This window comes from Candidatus Acidulodesulfobacterium sp. H_13, from assembly GCF_048541835.1.
GTDB lineage: Bacteria > SZUA-79 > SZUA-79 > Acidulodesulfobacterales > Acidulodesulfobacteraceae > QIJE01.
The window spans coordinates 275,105-296,422 of the sequence record NZ_JBLEOY010000001.1 but is presented as its reverse complement, the minus strand read 5'-3'; the positions used below and the strand labels follow the sequence as shown (position 1 = coordinate 296,422).

The 21,318-nt window shown below is 36.0% G+C and carries 21 protein-coding genes; 11 read left to right on the top strand and 10 right to left on the bottom strand.

All coding sequences use genetic code 11. The annotated features are described in order from the left end of the window. Positions 1-3 precede the first annotated feature (3 nt). The 10 genes from truB to xseA all read left to right on the top strand — a co-directional run bounded on the left by truB (position 4) and on the right by xseA (position 13,002). Positions 4-735: a tRNA pseudouridine(55) synthase TruB gene (gene truB, locus ACMCNP_RS01505; RefSeq protein WP_419312858.1), complete on the top strand. Its 732-nt coding sequence runs from the start codon at positions 4-6 to the stop codon at positions 733-735. Between the two features lie 43 nt (positions 736-778). After that, positions 779-1,048, top strand: a complete 270-nt coding sequence (gene rpsO / locus ACMCNP_RS01500) for a 30S ribosomal protein S15 (protein WP_419312855.1) — start codon at positions 779-781, stop codon at positions 1,046-1,048. Positions 1,049-1,152: 104 nt separating this feature from the next. Then, a complete protein-coding gene (gene pnp / locus ACMCNP_RS01495) occupies positions 1,153-3,222 on the top strand; it encodes a polyribonucleotide nucleotidyltransferase (RefSeq protein WP_419312852.1) in 2,070 nt (689 codons plus the stop codon). Continuing rightward, on the top strand, positions 3,219-4,460 hold the full coding sequence (locus tag ACMCNP_RS01490) for a M16 family metallopeptidase (RefSeq protein WP_419312849.1): 1,242 nt from the start codon (positions 3,219-3,221) through the stop codon (positions 4,458-4,460). Before pnp ends, ACMCNP_RS01490 begins: the two co-directional genes overlap by 4 nt. An 86-nt stretch (positions 4,461-4,546) precedes the next feature. Then, on the top strand, positions 4,547-5,092 hold the full coding sequence (locus tag ACMCNP_RS01485) for a hypothetical protein (protein ID WP_419312846.1): 546 nt from the start codon (positions 4,547-4,549) through the stop codon (positions 5,090-5,092). A 58-nt stretch (positions 5,093-5,150) separates the two neighbouring features. Continuing rightward, positions 5,151-5,762 carry a TetR/AcrR family transcriptional regulator gene (locus tag ACMCNP_RS01480; protein WP_419312843.1) on the top strand — a complete coding sequence of 204 codons (612 nt, stop codon included), beginning with the start codon at positions 5,151-5,153 and terminating at the stop codon, positions 5,760-5,762. Between the two features lie 39 nt (positions 5,763-5,801). Then, the gene (locus ACMCNP_RS01475) at positions 5,802-6,911 is read left to right on the top strand and encodes an efflux RND transporter periplasmic adaptor subunit (RefSeq protein ID WP_419312840.1); all 1,110 of its coding nucleotides are present in this window, start codon (positions 5,802-5,804) and stop codon (positions 6,909-6,911) included. A gap of 1 nt (position 6,912) precedes the next feature. Beyond that, complete coding sequence (locus ACMCNP_RS01470) at positions 6,913-9,984, top strand: efflux RND transporter permease subunit (protein WP_419312837.1); 3,072 nt, start codon at positions 6,913-6,915, stop codon at positions 9,982-9,984. A gap of 43 nt (positions 9,985-10,027) precedes the next feature. Then, positions 10,028-11,587 carry a DHA2 family efflux MFS transporter permease subunit gene (locus ACMCNP_RS01465; protein ID WP_419312834.1) on the top strand — a complete coding sequence of 520 codons (1,560 nt, stop codon included), beginning with the start codon at positions 10,028-10,030 and terminating at the stop codon, positions 11,585-11,587. 44 nt (positions 11,588-11,631) lie between these two features. After that, a complete protein-coding gene (gene xseA, locus ACMCNP_RS01460) occupies positions 11,632-13,002 on the top strand; it encodes an exodeoxyribonuclease VII large subunit (protein WP_419312831.1) in 1,371 nt (456 codons plus the stop codon). Positions 13,003-13,014: 12 nt separating this feature from the next. Here xseA and ACMCNP_RS01455 read toward each other — a convergent pair whose 3' ends face one another. The 4 genes from ACMCNP_RS01455 to ACMCNP_RS01440 form a co-directional block, all read right to left on the bottom strand. After that, the gene (locus tag ACMCNP_RS01455) at positions 13,015-14,151 is read right to left on the bottom strand and encodes an ABC transporter ATP-binding protein (RefSeq protein ID WP_419312828.1); all 1,137 of its coding nucleotides are present in this window, start codon (positions 14,149-14,151) and stop codon (positions 13,015-13,017) included. Continuing rightward, positions 14,148-14,948, bottom strand: a complete 801-nt coding sequence (locus tag ACMCNP_RS01450) for a molybdate ABC transporter permease subunit (RefSeq protein WP_419312825.1) — start codon at positions 14,946-14,948, stop codon at positions 14,148-14,150. The genes ACMCNP_RS01455 and ACMCNP_RS01450 overlap by 4 nt, the downstream gene beginning before the upstream one ends. Positions 14,949-15,027: 79 nt before the next feature. Further along, positions 15,028-15,888: a molybdate ABC transporter substrate-binding protein gene (gene modA, locus ACMCNP_RS01445; RefSeq protein ID WP_419312822.1), complete on the bottom strand. Its 861-nt coding sequence runs from the start codon at positions 15,886-15,888 to the stop codon at positions 15,028-15,030. Positions 15,889-15,936: 48 nt separating this feature from the next. Further along, positions 15,937-16,536 carry a complement resistance protein TraT gene (locus tag ACMCNP_RS01440; RefSeq protein ID WP_419312819.1) on the bottom strand — a complete coding sequence of 200 codons (600 nt, stop codon included), beginning with the start codon at positions 16,534-16,536 and terminating at the stop codon, positions 15,937-15,939. On the opposite strand from ACMCNP_RS01440, the gene ACMCNP_RS01435 reads away from it, so the two are divergent. After that, positions 16,523-16,702, top strand: coding sequence for a hypothetical protein (locus tag ACMCNP_RS01435; protein ID WP_419312817.1), 180 nt, complete (start codon positions 16,523-16,525; stop codon positions 16,700-16,702). The genes ACMCNP_RS01440 and ACMCNP_RS01435 overlap by 14 nt on opposite strands. A gap of 207 nt (positions 16,703-16,909) precedes the next feature. Here ACMCNP_RS01435 and mltG read toward each other — a convergent pair whose 3' ends face one another. The 6 genes from mltG to ACMCNP_RS01405 all read right to left on the bottom strand — a co-directional run bounded on the left by mltG (position 16,910) and on the right by ACMCNP_RS01405 (position 21,305). Then, a complete protein-coding gene (gene mltG, locus ACMCNP_RS01430) occupies positions 16,910-17,953 on the bottom strand; it encodes an endolytic transglycosylase MltG (protein ID WP_419312815.1) in 1,044 nt (347 codons plus the stop codon). A 96-nt stretch (positions 17,954-18,049) separates the two neighbouring features. Continuing rightward, positions 18,050-18,502: a Holliday junction resolvase RuvX gene (gene ruvX, locus ACMCNP_RS01425; protein WP_419312812.1), complete on the bottom strand. Its 453-nt coding sequence runs from the start codon at positions 18,500-18,502 to the stop codon at positions 18,050-18,052. Then, a complete protein-coding gene (bioB, locus tag ACMCNP_RS01420) occupies positions 18,492-19,490 on the bottom strand; it encodes a biotin synthase BioB (RefSeq protein WP_419312809.1) in 999 nt (332 codons plus the stop codon). The genes ruvX and bioB overlap by 11 nt, the downstream gene beginning before the upstream one ends. A 46-nt stretch (positions 19,491-19,536) precedes the next feature. Then, positions 19,537-19,899: a chaperone modulator CbpM gene (locus ACMCNP_RS01415; protein WP_419312807.1), complete on the bottom strand. Its 363-nt coding sequence runs from the start codon at positions 19,897-19,899 to the stop codon at positions 19,537-19,539. A gap of 21 nt (positions 19,900-19,920) precedes the next feature. Then, entirely contained in the window at positions 19,921-20,790 is an 870-nt protein-coding gene (locus ACMCNP_RS01410) for a DnaJ C-terminal domain-containing protein (protein WP_419312804.1), read from the bottom strand. 251 nt (positions 20,791-21,041) lie between these two features. Next, the gene (locus tag ACMCNP_RS01405) at positions 21,042-21,305 is read right to left on the bottom strand and encodes a PqqD family protein (protein ID WP_419312802.1); all 264 of its coding nucleotides are present in this window, start codon (positions 21,303-21,305) and stop codon (positions 21,042-21,044) included. Between the last annotated feature and the right edge of the window lie 13 nt (positions 21,306-21,318).

The following is a 21,318-nucleotide window of genomic DNA, read 5'->3' as shown; positions in this document are numbered from 1 at the left end:
ACTATGAAGTTGCGTAAAAATGACGGCATAAGCGGGATTATTGTTGTAGACAAGCCGGTAGGTATGACATCTTTCAGGGTAGATTCATTGATCAAGAAGGAGCTTAATTGCTCTAAAGTGGGACATGCCGGAACATTAGATCCCTTCGCAACGGGAGTGTTGCCGATTCTTTTAAATAAAGCGACTAAACTTCAAGACAACCTCATAAATATTCCAAAGTCTTACGAAGGGACTTTTAAACTGGGTATGAGTACCGATACCTTAGATATTTTAGGTGCTTCTAACGGTAATAAAGAGGTTACGAGTTTCGAATTAAAGAATATAGTCGATTACTTAAGTAAATTAAAAGGGGATTTTGTTCAAAAGATACCTGCTTTTAGTGCAAAGAAGTACAAAGGAGTGCCGTTGTATAAATATGCGAGGAAGCATGTAGACATAATACCGGATAACCCGACTTCGGTGGTTAAAATATATGAGTTTGAAGTTAAATCATATGATAATCCGTATATAAATTTTAAATGCACAGTCTCTAAGGGGACGTATGTGAGGGCGATGGCGCAGGACATAATGGATAAATTTGATATGCCGGCTCATTTATACAGTCTTAAAAGAACAAATGCTGGAGGTTTCGATATTTCCGAAGCTCTGCCATTAGAATCTTTAGAGAAGGGTGTCGACTTTATAACTAAAAACATTATTCCGATGAACAGCCTCAAAATTGATATAGCGGAGTAAATAATAAAACAAAATATTATATTTAAGGAGGGGGTTAATTTATATGTCCATTTCAAAAGAAGAAAAAGATGTAATAATTCAGAAGTTTAAAACGCATGAGAATGATTCCGGTTCGGTAGAGGTGCAGGTTGCATTGACTACTTACCGTATCAATCTACTGTCTGAACATTTTAAAAAGTTTGTTAAGGACCATCATTCAAGGAGAGGGCTTTTGAAAATGGTATCAAAAAGAAGGCATCTCTTGGATTATTTAAAGGGTAAAGACGAAGTCAGATATAAATCTTTAATTAAAGCGCTTGAACTGCGCAAATAAAACGACAATAAAAGATATGTTTATAAACAAACATATCTTTTATTGTCAGGTTAATAGATTTGATAATAGTGTCAAATCTTAATAGAATTTTAACGGGAGATAAAATGATAAGCAATACTTTAATGCTTAACGGTAAAAAAATAACTATCGAGACGGGAAGGCTCGCAAAACAGGCATCGGGCAGCGCTTTTGTCACTATAGGCGATACGAAGGTTCTTGTTACGGCATGTTTAAATAAACGTATAAAAGAAGGTATCGACTTTTTACCCCTTACGGTAAATTATGTAGAAAAATATTATTCAGCGGGAAAGATACCGGGGGGATTTTTCAAAAGAGAAGCAAGACCGTCGGAAAAAGAGGTTTTAACGTCAAGGTTTTTAGATAGACCCATAAGGCCGCTTTTTCCCGATAATTATTTTTTTGATACTCAAGTGATAGCCACCGTCGTCTCTATGGATGACGAAAACGATCCGGACATGGCTGCCATGATAGGTGTTTCGTTTTCATTAATGATTTCGGAGGCGCCGTTTGACGGTCCTACTGCCGGGGTCAGAATTGCTCGAGTAAACGATGATTTTATCATAAATCCCACATATAAAGAGATTGAAAGCAGTGATATGTTCCTCGTAGTCGCAGGCTCTAAAGATGCCATAACGATGGTAGAAGGCAGTTTTAACGAATTAGACGAAGAGGAGATTCTTTCGGCAATAGAATTCGGTCACGGTAAGATAAAGGAATTAGTAGAATTTCAGAATAATATTTTATCCGAAATAAATATTAACAAAGTAGTAGTAGAAGAGCTTGAAGTGCCGAAAGGGTTGCCTGAGAAAGTTAAGGAGATTGCCTATGACGATTTGTCTGAGGCCTTACAAATACCGGCAAAGTTGGAAAGGAATGAAAAGATAGCAAATTTGAACTCTAAAATTATAGAACTCCTTAAGGAATCTTATCCCGATCAGGATAGATCAATAGACCAAATATTAGAATCGCTTCAGAAGGATTTATTGAGAAGCAGGATCATCAATGAAGGATCAAGGATTGACGGAAGGGGTCTCAGAGATATAAGGCCTATTAGTTGTTCGGTAGGTGAATTGCCCATGGCTCACGGAAGTGCAATTTTTACACGTGGTGAAACGCAGGCTCTTGTTGCCGCTACCCTCGGCACCAAATTTGACGAGCAGATAGTAGATGCCCCGGAAAAGGAATCTACTAAAAGATTTATGCTGCATTATAATTTTCCGCCGTTTTCGGTAGGCGAAGTTGCGCCGTTAAGGTCTCCCGGCAGGAGAGAAATAGGTCACGGGTCGCTCGGTGAAAAGGCTCTTAGATATGTTATTCCAACGGCGGAGGAGTTTCCTTATACCATAAGATTGGTTTCGGAGATACTTGAATCTAATGGTTCTTCTTCGCAAGCTACGATTTGTGGAGGAACATTATCTTTAATGGATGCCGGTGTCCCGATAAAGGCCCCCGTTGCCGGAATTGCGATGGGACTCATAAAAGAGGGAGATAAAATCGCAATTCTTTCCGATATCTTAGGAGACGAAGACCATCTTGGAGATATGGATTTTAAGGTTGCGGGTACCGCACAGGGCGTAACGGCCTTACAGATGGATATTAAAATTTCAGGGGTTACGAGAGAGACTTTAAGAAATGCTCTTTCTCAGGCAAAGGAAGGTCGCTTGCATATACTTAATATTATGCTTCAGTCGATATCCGAACCAAGAGCAGAAATGGCTAATAATGCCCCGAGAATAATTACGATATCGGTCAAACCCGAAAAGGTAAGGGATGTTATCGGTTCCGGTGGAAAGGTCATTAGGGGAATAATAGAAAAAACCGGAGCAAAAGTTGATATCGAGGACTCGGGAAAGGTTACCGTCTCTTCTTCTAACGGAGAGTCTTTAAATCTTGCCGTAGCTATGATAAACGATATAACCCAGGAGGCAGAAATAGGCAAGATTTATTATGGTAAGGTTAGAAAGATAATGGATTTCGGGGCATTCGTAGAGATATTTCCAGGAACCGACGGGCTTGTCCATATTTCTCAGATAGATAATAAAAGGGTAGAAAAGGTTTCCGATGTTTTGAAGGAAGGAGACGAGATAAAAGTTAAGGTCATAGACGTAGATAAAGCGGGTAAAATAAAACTTTCCAGAAAAGAAACTTTATGAAAAATTTTAAAAAGGAAATATTACAGTCCGGCATCACGCTTATAACCGAAAAAAAATCACATTTTAATTCCGTAAGTATAGGATTATGGGTTAAAACCGGCAGCGCTCATGAGTCTGCCGGTTTTAACGGTATATCTCATTTTATAGAGCACTTGCTCTTTAAAGGAACTAAAAATAGAACATATAGGGATATAAATATAGAAATAGATTTTATGGGCGGCGCATTAAACGCCTTTACGGGAACAGAACTTACCTGCCTTTACACTAAGGCCTTATATAAAAACTATGATAGTGCCATAGATCTTTTAATAGACATGATGTTCAATTCGGTTTTTCCGGCAGGCGAAATAGAAAAAGAAAAAGGCGTAATTTTGCAGGAAATATCAGGAGTTCAGGATGACCCTTCCGATTATTCCATGGAACTTTTTCATAAAGACTTTTACGGAAATTCTACGTATGCATATCCGATACTTGGGACGGCAGATACTATAAAAAATTTTAGCAGAGAAAAAATATTAAGCTATTACCGAACTCATTATAATCCTCGAAACATGGTGATTTCAGCTGCAGGGAACCTTGAGCATGATAAAATAGCCGACTCTATAAATCGGCATATGAGTAAAACGGTACATGATGCAAGTGATAAGGCAGTAGAAAAAACGATAGAAGCATCTAAGGTATACGGCAATTTTTTTCATGATAAAGATTTAGAGCAAACGCATTTTTTTATAGGTCTCGATGGCATATGCAGGACTGATGAAGATTTTTTTACATTAGAGGTTTTAAATACGATATTAGGCGGTTCGGTCAGTTCCAAACTTTTTCAAGAAGTAAGAGAGAATAAAGGGCTCGCATACTCCATCTATTCTAATGTTGTTTTTCATAAATTTGACGGTTATTTATATATATACGCAGGCGTTTCTCCAAATAAATTTGAACTTTCAAGAAAACTGATTTTTAGCATAATAGACGATATAGTAGAAAATAATATTAAAGACGAAGATATTAGGAATGCAAAAAAACACATATATGACGGATTTCTTCTAAGTATAGAATCTACAGGGCATATAATGAATCGCAATGCTATAAATGAAATATATGAAGGCGGATATGTTTCTGAGGCTCATGTTCTAAAAAAAATAGATGAAGTTGACGAAACAGCGGTAAAAAGAGTTTATCGGCGGTTATTTGAGAATAAAGAGGGCAGAAATCTTACTGTTCTCGGCAAGATTGGATAATAATATTGTATATATTTTTTATCGTACACATTACGATTAACCCGTAAGCGACGCCATAAGTTGCTATAAAGAAAAAAGTAAAGGATATGAAAACTGATATTTATTATCCGAAAATTTATGACATAATATATAGGTCAGGTTATGCAATAGGCTATGTCGGTATAGTTTTATTTGTTTTTTCTTATCTCTTTTACGATTTACCGGTTTTTTCTGCAGGAATTTTAATCTTTTATCTTGGTTCTCTTACTTCCGGAATATTTCTCTTAGTTTGGAAAAGAGAGATAAAAATATTCATTCTTTCATGTATAATATTAGGAATTCTTATAGGTGTCGGTGATATATTCCTTAAAAACCCGGAGGTTTTAATCATATCTATCGGATTAGTACTTACGGGTGTTGCGGGACTATACGGAAAAGAGGCTCATTGCTTTCACTTTATAGAAGGCTGGATTTTAATGTGGTTGTTTCCGATTTTGATTTTTGCAAATTTATTAATTTATGGATTGGGCTTGCAAAGCAACGGTATAATTCATTTTATTTTTTTCGTAATTTATGCAATATTAATGCTCCTGGCATTATCTTTTCTGATAAAAAAAACGAGACAACCTTCAATGCAGTTTTGTCAGGATTAGGATTAGAATATTTTTTTATTGCATAATGACTTTAAAGTCATTATAATAAAATTAAGATATGATGGAAAATGTAGATAAATATGAATTGATTATGTCATCGTCAAGAAAATTGATTGAGGAAATAGGTTTTTCTGCTCTCACTATGGATAAAGTAGCGCAAAAAGCCGGTATTGCTAAGGGAACGGTCTATCTTTATTTTAAAGACAAGAACGAACTTATGGAAAAGGTTTTATCCTTCGGATTTAAAAGGATGTTTGAAAGAATTAAGGGTAAAGTGGAAGGAGAAAAAGGCGGTATAGAAAAATTAAAAACATTAATCTCCGAGAATTTAAATTATATTTATGAAAATAGATATTTTTTTAAAACAATCTTCTTAGATGAGGTTAATATTGTTTTCTTGAAAAAAAAATCTAAGGAGTCTTTGAATCTGAGAAGAAGAAGATATACGAATTTCATAGGCGAAATTATTAAATCTGAAATGCAATCAGGTAAGTTTAGGAGCGATTTAGATCCCCTGAAGGTTGGATATATGCTTGTCTCTTTAATTAAAACAAATGCCATATATAATTTTATTAACGATAAATACGAGCTTACGGAAGAAATGATTAAAAAAGATTCGGAAGACATATTTGACCTGCTGATACACGGAATAGTCATGCCCCATACATAGACCGGGTCTTAATTCTTAAGAATATTCGGAGGATATAGAATGCATACCCTGAAAAGTAAAATAGACAAAATAAAAATATTGCTGCCCGTTCTTATCGTGCTTGTTTTGATTTCAGCCCTGTCACTTACCGCTTGCGGAAAAAAGAATACTCTGGTAAAGGCGGTAACCCCGGTAAGTATTGCTAAAGTTAAGGTCTTAAGCGTAAAGATTTACTTAAAGGAACCGGGGTACTTCTTGCCGTATAATGTCGCAAACGTATCATCAAGGTCGCCCGGGCAGATTACGAAGGTTATTGCCCGAGACGGTGATTCTGTAAAGGCGGGGCAGGTATTAGCCATAGTAGATAGGAAAAAAGTCTACTTTACAATGAGATCTCAGGAGGCCGCCGTTAGGCAGAAAAAAGCCGTTTATGTCCTTGCAGAATCAATATTGAAAAGGGATACAATGCTGTTTAAAAAACAGTTATTGACGGACATTAGTTACGATCGTGCGGTTTCGAGTTTAAAACAGGCGTTATCTTCTTATGATGCATCGTTGTCGCTTTTAAAATTAGACAAAAAAAAATACAAGGATACCTTAATAGTTTCGCCGATTAGCGGCATCGTCTATAAAAGACGTATTAATCTTGGGGATTATGTTAACGTGGGTACGTTATCATACGGTATTGTCGCATTGAAGCCGTTAGAGCTGGAATTTCACGTTCCGCAGAGTTATGTGCCGTTTATAAAAAACGGAGAAACCTGCCTTGCAATCGTTAAAGGTTACCCTCGGAAGATTTTTTCAGGGCGTATTTATTTCATAAGTCCTTCGTTAGATCCGGATACCAGGACGGTAAAAATCAAGGCTATTTTTGGCAATAATAGGGAATTCATAAAACCGCAGGATTTTGCGAACGTCAGGTTTTCGATAGGATTCGTGAAAAATGGTCTTTTTGTGCCGGAATCATCTGTCATAATTGCATTAAAGAGGGACTATTTGTTTGTATATAAAAACGGCATCGTTAAACGAAGAAACATATCCGTAGGAATTTCTAAGAACGGATACCTGCAGATTACGAAGGGTATAAGCAAAAATGATACTGTAGTTGTTAAGGGTTCAAGCTTAGTGCATAGCAATGAACGCGTTTTCATAGCAAAGAGGGTCAGGTAAAATGAAAATATCAGATATTTCAATTAAACGGCCTGTTTTTGCGGTAATGATGGTCAGTATTTTCGTTGTTTTCGGTATATTCGGTTATTTCGCCCTTGCAGTAAATCTTTATCCAAGCATTCAGTTTCCCATAGTAACTATCACGACTACAATGCCCGGCGCCAGTCCGAGAGAAATGGAACTTGACGTTACGAAAAAAATAGAGGATGCCGTGAATTCGGTTTCGGGTATAAAACATATAATGTCCTCAAGCAGCGTTGGGATGAGCAATGTCATTATAGAGTTTCATTTAAATAGAAACATTGCCCATCGTTATCAATCCGTTACTGCGGATGTTGACGCAATATTGGATACGCTACCTAAAAATATAAATACGCCGATCATTAAAAAGCTTAACATTAACTCTTCTCCCGTTATGTGGATTGCTTTGTCCGGCGACAGGTCTAGAAGATTTTTGTCTTTTTATGCGCAAAAGGTCCTAGAAAGAAAGTTCGAAAGGCTTCCCGGAGTCGGTCGGATTATCATAGGCGGGATAAGAAGCAGGAGGATGATTTTTTATGTAAACAATAATGAGATGACGGCCCACGGCATTAGTATTAATCGGGTTATTAGTGCTATTAAGTCTCAAAGCATTTCTGCACCCACCGGAAATCTAAAGACCGACACTAAAACATATTTTACCTATCTTAAGGGAAGGCTTCATACGGCAAAAGGGTTTGATAGGATGATTATCGGTAATTATAAAGGAATACCTATTAGATTTTCGCAGATAGGGCGTGCCGTAAATTCGGAAGCCCCAGAAGCGTCCATTACAACCTTTGACGGAAAGCCTGCCGTCGGACTTGGAATTACTATAAAGACGCACGCTAATACCGTCAAGGTTGTCGCCGAAGCGAAACATCTTTTAACCTTGATAAGACCGTCTTTACCTCCCGGAATTAATGCGCAAATCGCCTATAATAGTGCAACCTTTATAAAAAAGTCGATATCGGACGTAGAATTCGATATAATATGGGGAACCATTCTTACGATATTTGTCGTTTTTTTCTTCTTAAAAAATTTAAGAACTACCTTGATTGCGGCAACGGCATTACCCGCCGCAATAATATCCGCTTTTGGTTTTTTACGTCTTATGAATTTTTCCCTCAACAATATGACCATGCTGGGGCTATCACTGTCGGTAGGTCTTTTGATAGACGATGCCATAGTCGTTTTAGAGAATATCTATAGGCATGTCGAAAACGGAGAAGATAGGATGTATGCATCGTCCAAATCCATGAAAGAAATCGGTATAGCGGTGATGGCTACAACCTTCTCTATTGTAGCGGTCTTTGTTCCGGTTGCATTTATGCCGGGTATGATAGGCAGGTTTTTTTATGAGTTTGGTTTAACCGTCGCTTTTGCCGTCTTAATTTCATTGTTCGTTTCTTTTACCCTTACGCCGATGCTATCGTCACGCTTTATCGTTTATAAAAAGGAGCATGGTTTTTTATTCATATTTTTTGAAAATATTATGAAGCAGACGACGAATATTTATAAAAAGGTGATAGGCTGGAGTCTGAATCATAGGTCGGTGATTATAATATCGGCGATTATTATATTTGCTTTTTCGCTGTATTTAACGAAATATATCGGAAAAGAGATGATGCCTCCGTCAAATTCCGGTAATTTCCTTATTTATTTTAAGGCTCCCGAAGGTACGAGCGTAAAGGTCATGAAGAAATATTCGCATGTTTTATATAAAATAGTAAAGAAAACCCCGTTCGAAAAATCTATTTTTATGGCTACGGCGTCCGGCATTAACGGTTCAAGGTATAAAGGGCTATTTTTCGTCTCTTTAAAAAACTCCAGAAATCTCAATCAACAGCAAGTAATGAATATAGTGAGAAAAAATTTATCCGCAACCCCCGGTGTTTTTACTCAGGTAATGGATATGCCGGTTGTCGGAGGTGCTTCTTCAAATGTTTCTCCGCTACAAGTTATTATAATGGGTCCAGGCATTAAAAAGACAATAATCTATTCGAAAAAACTCATAAAAGACTTAAGGAAGGTGCCCGGATTAGTAGACGTGACGTCTAATATGCAATTTCGCCAGCCGGAGCTTTTGATTCACGTAAATAGAAATCTTGCCGGCAGTCTCGGCGTAAGCGTGTCTTCCATAGCCGAGACGATAGATGCCCTCATAGGTGGTGATATAAATATATTTAAAGATTATAACTTTATATACAAAGGACGCACATATAACCAGCAGATAAGGCTTTTTGGGAATGAAAGAAATAATATAAAAGATATAAAAAATCTTTATGTCGCCAATAATGTGGGCAAGCTTGTTTCTCTATCGGATTTAATATCCGTTAAAAATACGATAGGACCCCAGGTCATAAACAGGAGAGATCTTGAAAATGCCGTTACTATTTATGCCAATATGTCTAATCACGTTCCGTTAAGTTACGGAATCACAAAGGTAAGGCAGTATGCGTCCCGCATAATACCTAAAAAATCTTTATATTCTTATCAGTTCGGAGGGATGGCTTCAAAACTGAATCGATCGTTTGATGCTATGGGTTCAACGCTACTTTTGGCGCTGATTATAGTATATATGATCCTTGCTTCCCTCTATGACAGCTTTATAGACCCGTTAGTTATCATGGTTTCTGTTCCTTTTGCTCTTATAGGGGCGATAGGGGGGTTGCTTTTAATGCACAAATCCTTAAGTATAATCGCGTTAATAGGTATAATTTTACTGATAGGGCTTGTTGTGAAAAATGCCATACTTTTAGTTGATTTTATAATATTATCTAGAGAAAAGGGATTAAATAAGTATGATTCTATTATTGAAGCCGGCAGCATAAGATTTCGCCCTATTTTAATGACAACACTCGCAATGGTTTTCGGTATGCTTCCTATAGCTACCGGTTTTGGGGTCGGTTCTTCTTCTAGGGCACCTATGGCAATTGACGTTATAGGTGGACTTTTAACGTCAATGTTTCTTACGTTGGTGGTCGTTCCGGTTCTATACTCGTATGTTGATAACCTTAAGGGATTTTTAAATAAGGTATTTCTGAAGAGATAGAGGATGTTTTCCTTAAGAGATTTGATTTGAATGAATAAAATAAATGATTGAAAAATCGCATATATATTACAAATGGATAGTTCTTTCCCTTGTGGTTGTTTCTTCATTTATGGCAATATTGGATGTAAATATAGTTACGGTCGGCCTTCCAAAGATGATGTCTCATTTCGGCATTAACGTCACAGACGTCGAATGGGTGATGATTGCTTACACCATTGCTTATTCCATAGTAATACTTCCGATGGCTCATTTTAAGAGAAAATATGGGATAAAGTATCCCTTTATAGTGTCTCTCGCTATATTTGTCATCGGATCGGCCTTAAGCGGGCTTGCCCCCTCTTACACATATCTCATTATGTTTCGCATTTTACAAGCCATTGGAGGTGCCGGACTTACTCCGACCGGTTTAATTTTACTTGCGGAGGTTTTCCCTCCCAATGAAAGAGGAGAGGCAATGGGTATCTGGTCGATAGGCGCAATGGTGGCTCCGGCTATAGGACCTACCCTCGGAGGCTATCTTGTAGATTATGCAAACTGGAGATGGATATTTTACGTAAACGTTCCGATAGGAATCATTTCAATATTAGGGGCGGCCATGATTTTGCCGTACGACATTCCCGTAAAAAAATATTTAAAGAAATTCGATATACTCGGCTTTTTATTTATGGCTTTATTTATGGGTTCGCTTTTATATGCTTTAAATGAAGGACAGGCTTTTGGGTGGGATGCACCTATTATAATCCAATCCGAAGTTTTAAGCGGATTTTCGTTTGTTTTTTTTATAATTACCGAATTATTTGTTGACGTACCCCTTCTTAATCTTGCTATATTCAAAAATTATAATTTTGTTGTATCAATTATGGTTAATATGGTAAGAGCGGTGGGGATTTTTGGCTCAATGTTTTTATTGCCTCTTTTTATGGAAAACGTCTTAAACTACAACGCAATGCATGCCGGGATATTAATGGCCCCGACTGCCGTTGCCGTGGCGGTTGTTTCCCCTTTTTCAGGTAAGGTATCCGATAAAATAGGGCCGAGGTATCCACTGTTTGTAGGGTTACTGATTGTTGCGGCGTCTATGTTTATGTTCGATAACATCTCCCTAAATACAAGTGCTTACGATATAATAGTAAACCAGCTAATAAGAGGCGTAGGTATAGGATTATTGAATGCTCCAGTTATGAGCGCCGCTTTAAATTCCGTAAAGAAAAAATTGATACCCGAGGTTTCCGGTTTAATCCCAGTGACTATTCAAATAGGGGCCTCGTTTGGAATAGCTTTTATAGGCAATGAGCTTATTATTAGGCAGATTTATCACCTAAATCAGTATGCGAGAGATATTAAATACAATTTTTATACATATCACAACATGATGAAGTCCATTAACGGTAGTTTGGTGAATAAGGCACCGGCCTACTTTAGACCGGGAACGATATTTCCGAACTCGGCACTGAGCTTTTTTGATTATATCATACATATGCTTGCCTCCGTTGCCTCTTATGGAGATTTGTTTGCGATTTTGGGGTATATTACGATAGCAGGGGCAGTTATTGCTTTTTTCATTAAAAATAAAAGACCGATAGATATAGATAGTAAATTGTGACGATAAAAGTTTATCGTATCATATAAATATGATAATATTAAGGCATGGATAATAATATTACGAGTAACAATCTGATTTTTAGCGTATCGGAACTCTCTCGTCTTTTGAAAGAAACGATAGAAGGGAGCTTTTATAACATAAAAGTAAAAGGTGAGATATCAGGCTTGAAAACGAATTATTCTTCAGGGTATTATTTTGATCTTAAAGACGAATATGCGAAATTAAAATGTATAATTTTTAAAAGCGATATTCGAAAAATACGATGCGAAATTGAAGACGGATTATCGGTGACCGCTTATGGAAGAATAGGTTTATACGAACCTAGGGGGGAATATAGCTTTATAATATCAGAATTAAAACCTTCCGGATACGGAGAACTTTATATATTATTCGAACGATTAAAAGACAAGCTTAAGAAAGAGGGATTATTCGATGATTCGCATAAAAGAAAAATTCCTTTTATGCCTGAAACTATAGGGATAGTTACGTCAAAAAATGGTGCAGTTTTGCATGATATAGTCAAGGTCATAGAATCGAGATTTGAGAATGTATCGATAATATTAGCTAATGCGAGCGTTCAGGGCAAGAACAGCTCTACCGAAATAGTTGCCGCAATTGAGCTTTTGAATCTATATGGTAAGACGCAAAGAAAAATAGATGTTATTATAGTCGGTAGGGGTGGGGGAAGCATTGAGGATTTATGGGCTTTCAATGAAGAAACGACGGCAAGGGCTATATATAATTCGGCTATTCCCGTAATCAGTGCGATAGGTCATGAAACCGATTTTACCATTGCTGATTTTACCGCAGATAGACGAGCTTCTACGCCTTCAAATGCTGCCGAGATGGTTGTTCCCGTAAAATTCGAACTTATAAAACAATTAAAAACATTGAGAGGCAGGATAGAACAGGGGATTTTTAATATCGTTTCTACTAAAAAGGGTAGTTTATTTAATTTAATAGAAAACAGGGAGCGGGTTTCTCCAAAAAGATTGATTCAGGATAAAATGCTTCGGGTCTACGATATATCGGAGAGGATACATAAGGTTGTGAGCGGGCGTATTGATTTGTTAAAAGTCAATGTTTCCCATTTAAATAAAAGGCTTTCGCTGAAGAATCCTTCAACGGTCTTCAATGAAAGCAGAGTTTACGTTACAGGTTTATCGGAGAGGTTTAAAAATGCGGCGGGATTTACGATATTGAATTGCAGGAATAGGCTTCAAACCGAAAGCAAGGCATTGAATTATTTAAGCCCCTATAATGTTTTGAGAAGGGGATACGGTATAGTTTTTACCGATAAAAATGAAGTCGTTTCTTCGGTTTTAAACGTCGAAGATAACGAAAATATAAAAATAGTCTTAAGCGACGGCAGTCTGAACGCCACGGTCAATGGAAAAGAATTTAATAAAAAATAGGTTCCTTTATTTTTACCGTTTTTTCTTTTCAATAATATGTATAGCAGATTTTTTTAATGAAATGTTGATGGTTTTTCCTTCGAAAAGATGCATCACTTCGTATGCATGAAACGGTATCAGAGCCTTAAATTCTAAACCGCTCTCAGATTTAATTAGTATTTCCATCATGCGTAGCGTGAAAACCGATGAAATAATTTTTCCGGTAAAGTGGTTCTCTCTTACAGACCTTGAAGCCCCCCGATCTTCCCTCAGTATCATCACTTCCTCCGGTCTTATTGCGAATACAATTCGTTCGTTTATCTTGAACGTTCCGTAATAATCTGCTTCTATATAAATATCTTCCAGTTTTTCATTTTTAAGTCTAATTTTGACTATATTATTTTTTTTGTCTATTTCTGATATGATACCGTCGAATATGTTCTCCGTTCCTATAAGAAAAGCCGTTTCTATAGAGGACGGTTTTTTCAAAACATCCTTTGGTCGTCCTGAATCTCGAATTTCACCCTTATTTAAAATAAACATTTTATTTGATAGATTTATAACGTCTTCTATGTCATGCGTTACGAGCAGTATGGAAATTTTGAGCTCGCAGTTTATTTCTTTAATCAGCTTTCTAACCTTAGTTTTAGAAATGATATCTAGGTTTGAAAACGGTTCGTCCATAAGTATTATTTCCGGGTTAACGATTAACGCCCTCGCCAAAGAAACCCTTTGAGATTGCCCCATGCTTATTTCATTCGGATACCGTTTTTCGAGACCAGTTATTCCGAGGAGCCCCATTATTTCTTTCGGCGATTTTAACGCCTTTTTGTTGTTTGTCGTATATCTCTTCTTGTTAGTTCTTAATTTTGAACCGAAGGCTATATTTTCCAGTACGTTCATATGCGGAAACAAAAGCGGTTCGTCCATTACAAGGGCGGTACACCTTTCATACGGTTCAAGATTATTAATATTTTTTTCATTAAGTACAATATCCCCGCTATCCTGTTTAATAATTCCGCAAATTATTTTTAAAAGCGTACTTTTGCCCTCGCCGGAATACCCGAAAATGGATGAAATTTCGCCACTTTCTATGTCCAAATTTATACCATTCAGGACCTTCTTATTGGAAAAATTTTTATAGATGTTTTTAATTTCTAATAGTTTCATTTCGGTTTCATTTTGTAGCTAAAGTACTTAAAAACCCCGAGAGAAAACATAGAGACGAGCATCAAAATACCGGCAATTGCAATGGCGGCAGGGTAGTTGCCGTAGCTTGTCTTAACGAAAACCTCTATAGGGGCGGTTTCGGTTACATTAGGAATGACACCGGATATCATTTGTGTTGCCGCATACTCACCCATAGATCTTGACCAGCTTATAGCAAGTCCTGCCATAATGCCGTTATAAGAAAGCGGGAGTATAATTTTGGAAAGGATATCAAACGAATCGGCGCCGAGTGTTTTGCTCAAGTCTATTATGTTTCTATTTATAGAATCGAAAGATGTTTTAACTATATTTACAAAAAAAGGAAACGATATAATTAATTGCACCAAAACAATACCTTGGGGTGTAAATACAAATTTTATTCCGTTGTCTATGAACAACTTTCCTACAGGGTTAAGGGGTCCCATAGTGATCAAGACGGCAAAACCAATCACGAGTGGTGACGTAGTAAGCGGAAGATTCGAGATAGAATCGAGAATAAAAGATATTTTGCTGTTATTAAACGACAGTATATATGCAATCGGAATACCTATGATTAAGTTTATTAAAATAACTATAAATGAAATTTTAAAACTTAAAAAGATAGAATTCCAAAGATTAACGTTTTCTAATTCTTTTATAAAAAGACCGGGGGATGTTTGAAAAAATATTCCTGAAAGGAGCAGTATCAGCGCAATAAAAAATAAAAACGAGATAATATAGACTATTATGTTAAATATCTTATTTTTATTAAAACGCATTTATTAATTTTATCATTTTAGCATTTAATATAAAGTATAATTTTTCGTTTTTAAATAATTACGATTAATTTTATGATGGCTATCTTACTGGAGAAAATCCCCAGTATTTCAATATCTTTTTTCCTTTTTTTGAAAAAAGAAGTTGCATAAAATTTTTATCAAGGGTTTTATATCTTGACTGATTTAAAATAGAGGCAGTAAATTCTGCTTTGGTGTTATATTTTTTTGGGATGGGTATTATATTAATCTTAGCTCCGCTTCTTTTAAGTTCAAAAAGTTGAGATTCGTAGAGTATGCCTAAATCGGCATTTCCGCTTTCTAAAACAGGCATGATCATAGCGGCATCTATCAAATGATTGGTATGGTTTGTAATTTTTTTGAAAGCACCCGGAAACCTTTGATTAATTATTCTAAACATTGCCCATGTGTAATCTCCGGCAGGATCGGCGTGAGGGCTTGAGGTAGCAAGGGTAACATTCGCATCCATTAATTTTTGTATCAGATTAGATTTCGTAACGCGGGCAGGATTATTGTAGGGTGTGGCTGCGGCTAAATAATCGTATGCAAAAACTTTGTAGGAATTTAAAAATCCCTTTCTCTCGAGCTGCCTTTGGAATTTTTTGTTTGCGGATAAAAAAATATCACAGGGTGCTCCCTCTTCTATGTCACCCTTAAGAACGCCGGCACCTAAAAAATCATAATCTATTTTAACGCCGGGGTGTTCTTTTTTGAAAATATTGCCTATTTCGGTAATAGGCTTAGGGAGAGCGTCGGCTGCCATTATTTTTAAGGTTACGGCATTTGCGGAGAAAATGTTAGTAATAACGGCAAAACCCGTGAAAGTTAAAAACAAACCGATATAAAAAATTAAAGCTTTATAGTGAACAAATTTAAACATAGCTGATGATATAGCAGGCACAATTTTCGTATTAGCTTTCATTTCTACCTTATATTATTTAGAACTTCAATCATACCTATGTCGTAGATGTTAGGGCATCAGATTTGCAATAGAATGAGCAATCTGCTTTTTTAATAGAGGTTCTGCAGTGCTGAATACTAAGTTCATCGCTTTTGCCTGAGAAACTATTCTATCCCTGTATATTGCCCAATTCCTTACTCCAGCATTATACGTTGTAGTGGAATTCCCCAGTCCTTCACTCGTAGAAGTCCTGTTTGTCATATATGAGCCTTTTCGCCTTTGTTCTAATTGAATATCGACTACCATAATGTATGCTTTGCTTCTAAAAGCAGAGCCGATAGCAGCGCCTATTAGTCCACCTACCAATCCGCCTGCGATAACTCCGGTAGCAGAATTATATCTTGAGCCGATCAATGCACCGCCAAACCCCCCTGCGAGAGCGCCTGTCATTGTGTATGATTTTGTCTTTTTTCCTATGTAAAGAACGTTAGACATAAGCATAAAGTTTGCCTTTCTGGGATCATTAGTGATAGTATAACCTTCATTGATTAAATAGGAGATGAGTTCCTGTTTAAAGTTAAGTCTGGTAGCCGTGGAAGTGTTCCTTGCGCTTACGTATATGATTTTGTCATTAGGGGCGACAGGTTGCAAGAATATGCTAGAACTCATTTTTGTGCTCAATGTCACTCCGTTTGAAGACAAACCGCTGGCAGACGTTGTAGAACCGGCGGTCGTAGCGCATCCGGAAAAAATAAAAATAGGTAACGACAAAAACAAAAGAAGAGCAATAATTTTAAGCCTAATTTTTGAAAATTTCGAAGAGACGCCATTGTGACCTTGAAAAAGTCCAAAAACAAAGCTATGATTTTTGTAATACATCTTAACAACCCTCCTTTAATTTTATTTTTTAATATTATATTAGATATTTGAGATATTATCATTATAAATAAAAAAAATCAAGAACTAAGAATATAGCAGAATGTTTAAAAATAAATAACAATTAATTAAATTTTAACGCCGGATAGATTTCAATATTAAATCATTATTTTAGATATTCGTTAATATTTTTTACTTGTTCGGTAAGGTTGTTCGCGAATATCGTCTTTCCGTGTTTCGTGGAGATATAATATAAATATCGAGTCTTAGCAGGATTAGCGGCAGCCTTAATAGCGGAAATATTCGGGTTTGCAATAGGCGTGGGCGGAAGACCGTAATTTGAGTATGTATTGTAAGGGGATTTTATTTTGAGATAAGCACTATTCATATTTAAAGCCGGATTAAAGTTTCCGTTTCTTTTCGTTTTTATATATTTTTTGTACGCAAACAGGTTTATGGCATAAATAGAGGTTGAGTCGATATCAAGGGGCATATTAATTTTAAGCCTATTGTGAATTACGGATGAAACTAATCGCATATTTTTCTTAGAGTTTTCATTTACTTCTTTAGTTATTATAGACGCTATTATCAGATTTTTATAGCCGAGTTTTAAATTTTTAGTTTTTATGTCAAACTCCATTACCATTTCTTTAATGATTTTTGCCGGATTAGAATCAATCTTAAAAATATACGTATTCGGATATAAAAAGCCCTCAACGTCTTTTTCATCTATCCCTATGCTTAAAAGAAGTTTTCTATCAAAGCATTCTTTTAAGAATAATTTTTTGCCGGTTATTCTATTTTTCGCCAGAATTTCAGCTATTTGGAAGATATTCAAACCTGGCGGAACGGTTACTTTAACCGAGGCAACCCTGCCGTTTACGAATTCATGATATATAGAGGCAGGGGGCTGGTTGACAGAAACATAGTACGTGCCTGCCTCTATATATTCAGAATAACCGCTGATAAAGCCGATAAAATAAAATAAATATGGATTGGTTATGAGTTTTTTCTGATAAAGTCTGTATGTTATCTCTCTTAGAGAATTCCCTTGTTTTATGGTAATAAGTTCAGGTTTTTTATGGATATATGATCGCGGGGTAAATGTGAATAAAAAAAGATAACCGACAACGGTTATGGGAATAATAATTTTTAGAATAAATGCTATCTTTTTGGTTCGCTTATAAAGTATGTGATCGAAATAGCACATTACATAACATTTAATATTTTTTTAAGTTAAAGATAAATATGAATCAAAAACGTTATAGTATTATAATCATACGATATAAATAAATTATAAAGTTATTTAATTCTTGTTCCTATCTAGATATGATTGTAAAATAAGCGCCGAAGCAACCGAATCTATTATTTCCTTCCTTTTTTTTCTTTTAACGTTTTGACTTATGAGGCTTTTTTGCGCCTGAAGAGTGGAAAATCTCTCGTCATAAATTGTTATGGTAATTTTTTCATCGTCGGTTTCGTTGCCCAATCCATTGATTGCATTTTTCAATTCTTTAATAAATTTATCGATATTAATGGATATTTTCGTTTGTTTTCCTTTTAGGCCGATAGGCATCCCGACAACTATTAACCCGATATTTTCAAGGTCTATAATCTCTTTCAGTTTATAAATGGCTCCTTTTAATGAGTCATTATGTATATATTTAAATGGAAACGCAATAGTTTGAGTATCATCGCTCAAAGAAAGACCTATCTTCTTTAAACCGAAGTCAACGCCCAGCGCTTTTTTATTCTGCATATTCGGCATGTTCTAATCCTAAATCATTTGTTAATTCTATGTCAAGTTCCGGATTTCTTCCGGAGGTAAGCAGATAATTGCCGAGGAGTAGTCCGTTTGCTCCAGCCATTAAGGCGAGGGGTTGAAGTTGGCGGAGATTGTGTTCTCTGCCTCCCTGTGCGAGGATGTTCTTCTTCGGATTGACAAGCCTAAATATTGCAAGGGTCTTAAGGCATTCCATTGGTGTTAATGCATCGGTATTTTCAAGCAGAGTACCTTTTATCGGATTTAGGAAATTTACCGGAATGTTGTCTGCATCTAATTCCTTTATTTCCTTAGCCATATTTATCCTATCATGTTTAGATTCACCCATTCCTATTATTACTCCGGAACATATCTTGAGTCCGGCTCGTTTTGCAGATTTAACGGTCTCCACATTGTCGGCAAAAGAGTGAGTAGAACAAATTTTAGGAAAATAATTGCTGCTTGTCTCAATGTTATGATGAAATATTGCAAGGCCGCAGTTCTTTAAAAATAATAAATGTTCATACTTCATGAGTCCGAGGGATGCACAAGGGACGATCCCTACCTCTTCCTTTATATGTTTAACCGCATCGGCAATTATTTCAAGTTCGTTTTTGTCATTTATGGAAGTTCCGCTCGTTACAATAGAAAATTCATTTGCGCCGTTATTCTTGGCTATTTTTGCAGCTTTGACTATTTCTGAAACCGATAGAAGTCTATTTATTTTTGTTTTCTTCTCCTCTTTACCGGCAATTATTGATTGACCACAAAATGCACAATCTTCGGAACATATTCCGGTTTTTGCACTAACAATGGAACAAAAATTGACCCTTTTTCCAGTATATTTTTCTTTAAGTTCGAGGGCTAAAGAAAAAAGTTCTAAAACGGGGGATCCAGAGAGTTCATAAATAGACAAAAGAATATCATCTGGGAGTTCTACTCCGTTATCGATTAAATTTTTTATACGGACCGTCAGTGAGGACATTATATAGTTATATTAATTTGTTTAATTTTTAATATTTGTTAAATCATTAGATACTGCCGTTGTCATTGTCTTCGGTTTCGTTGAAAGCTTTGTTATTTTTAAGCATAGAAATAAGCTCATCAATACTTTTAGAATTATCGATTATATCAAACATAATTTTAATTTTATTCTGATAATCTATAATTCTTTTTCTCAAGCCTATTATCACGGATACCCCTTCGTCATTGACCCCAAGATCATTTTTAATCTCGGAAATAAACCTGAGTATATCTGCGGTTTTATCGTCAATATAAAACTCGTTTTCCTGCCGTTCTACGGTAATCACACCTTCGTAAACGAAAAACATTACGGATTCATTATCCAAGTTAATTTTATTGCAAAAACTTGCAAGGTTAATACAACAATCCATGATAAATAATAAACCCCTCTTTTAAAATCCTTCTTTAGAAAGTTCCATAAATATTTTTTTAGTTTTATCCGAAACGTTAGAAGGAATATCAACTTGTACCGTAACTATCAAGTCACCCCGTCTTTTTCCGGAAACGTCTGTTGCACCCTTCTTAGAGATACGGAATTTAGTTCCGTTTTGAGTTCCGGGGGGGATTTTAAGCATAAACTTTCCCTCTATTGCGGAAACTTCTACTTTTGCCCCAAGAATGGCTTCGGTTAATTTTATTTTTTTATTTATATAAATATCATTACCTTTTCTTTCCAATATGTTATCGCCTAAGATAGTTATGGTTATATATAAATTGCCGTTAGCGCCGCCGTTTATGCCGGGAGAACCTTTTCCCGAAACTTTTATTTTTCCGCCATCGGAAATACCGGACGGTATTTTTATTTTTATCCTTTCTCCATTTATATCTATGATTCTTTCGGTTCCTTTAACGCTTTCAATGACAGATATCTTAATAGAAGCGATCAGGTCGTTTCCTTTCATTTGTCCCTGTTTTTTTTCCGACCTGTTAAAAAGATCCGAAAATATATCTTCAAAGTTAAAGTTCGCGCCCCCACCGGAATAGCCTTGGTAATATCCACCCTGCGAACGACTTCCTCCGGCCCCGGAATTTTTAAAGTTAGAATAGTTGGTTCCTAATTCATCGTATTCTCTGCGTTTCTTTTTATCCTTAAGGACGTCGTACGCTTCCTGTAGCTCTTTAAATTTGGATTCTGCTGTTTTATTGTTAGGATTAACGTCGGGGTGATACTTTCTTGCCAGTTTTCTATATGACTTCTTTATTGTATCTCCGGAAGCATTTTTATCTACGCCAAGTATCTTGTAATAATCTTTGTATTCCATATATGTATATTTATATCAGAAAATATAAATAATTTCAATAAAATCCATAACCCCTTTTCCATCAAGATATACGAAAGAAGGGCTATGGATAATATGTGATAGTATTTAACTGTGTCTACTTGCAACCCTTACAAGAATAGCAAGAACCTTTTGCATTATTGTCATTTGTTAACATATTGTAAAATTCTTCTGCCGAAATTTCTTGAATTGACGGTGTCTTGTAAATCTTTTTCATAGATTTCACCTCCTTTTTAATTATCGTTATCATAAATATATTGTTTATTCAAGAGTATTTTTATTAGGTCGTTAAAATCTTTTTTTACATCTGCCCTTGCAACGTCAAATTCATTTGTTAAACTTAGGATGATATCTTCATTTGAGTTTTCTCCGTCACATAACAATAATATTTTATGTGATACCTCATTTATCTTATAAATATTTCCATTAGAATTATCGAAAAGCATGTAATTTTCTTCTTCATGTTTTATACTTACCGTATTTGAAAGCATCAGCATTATATATTCTCCT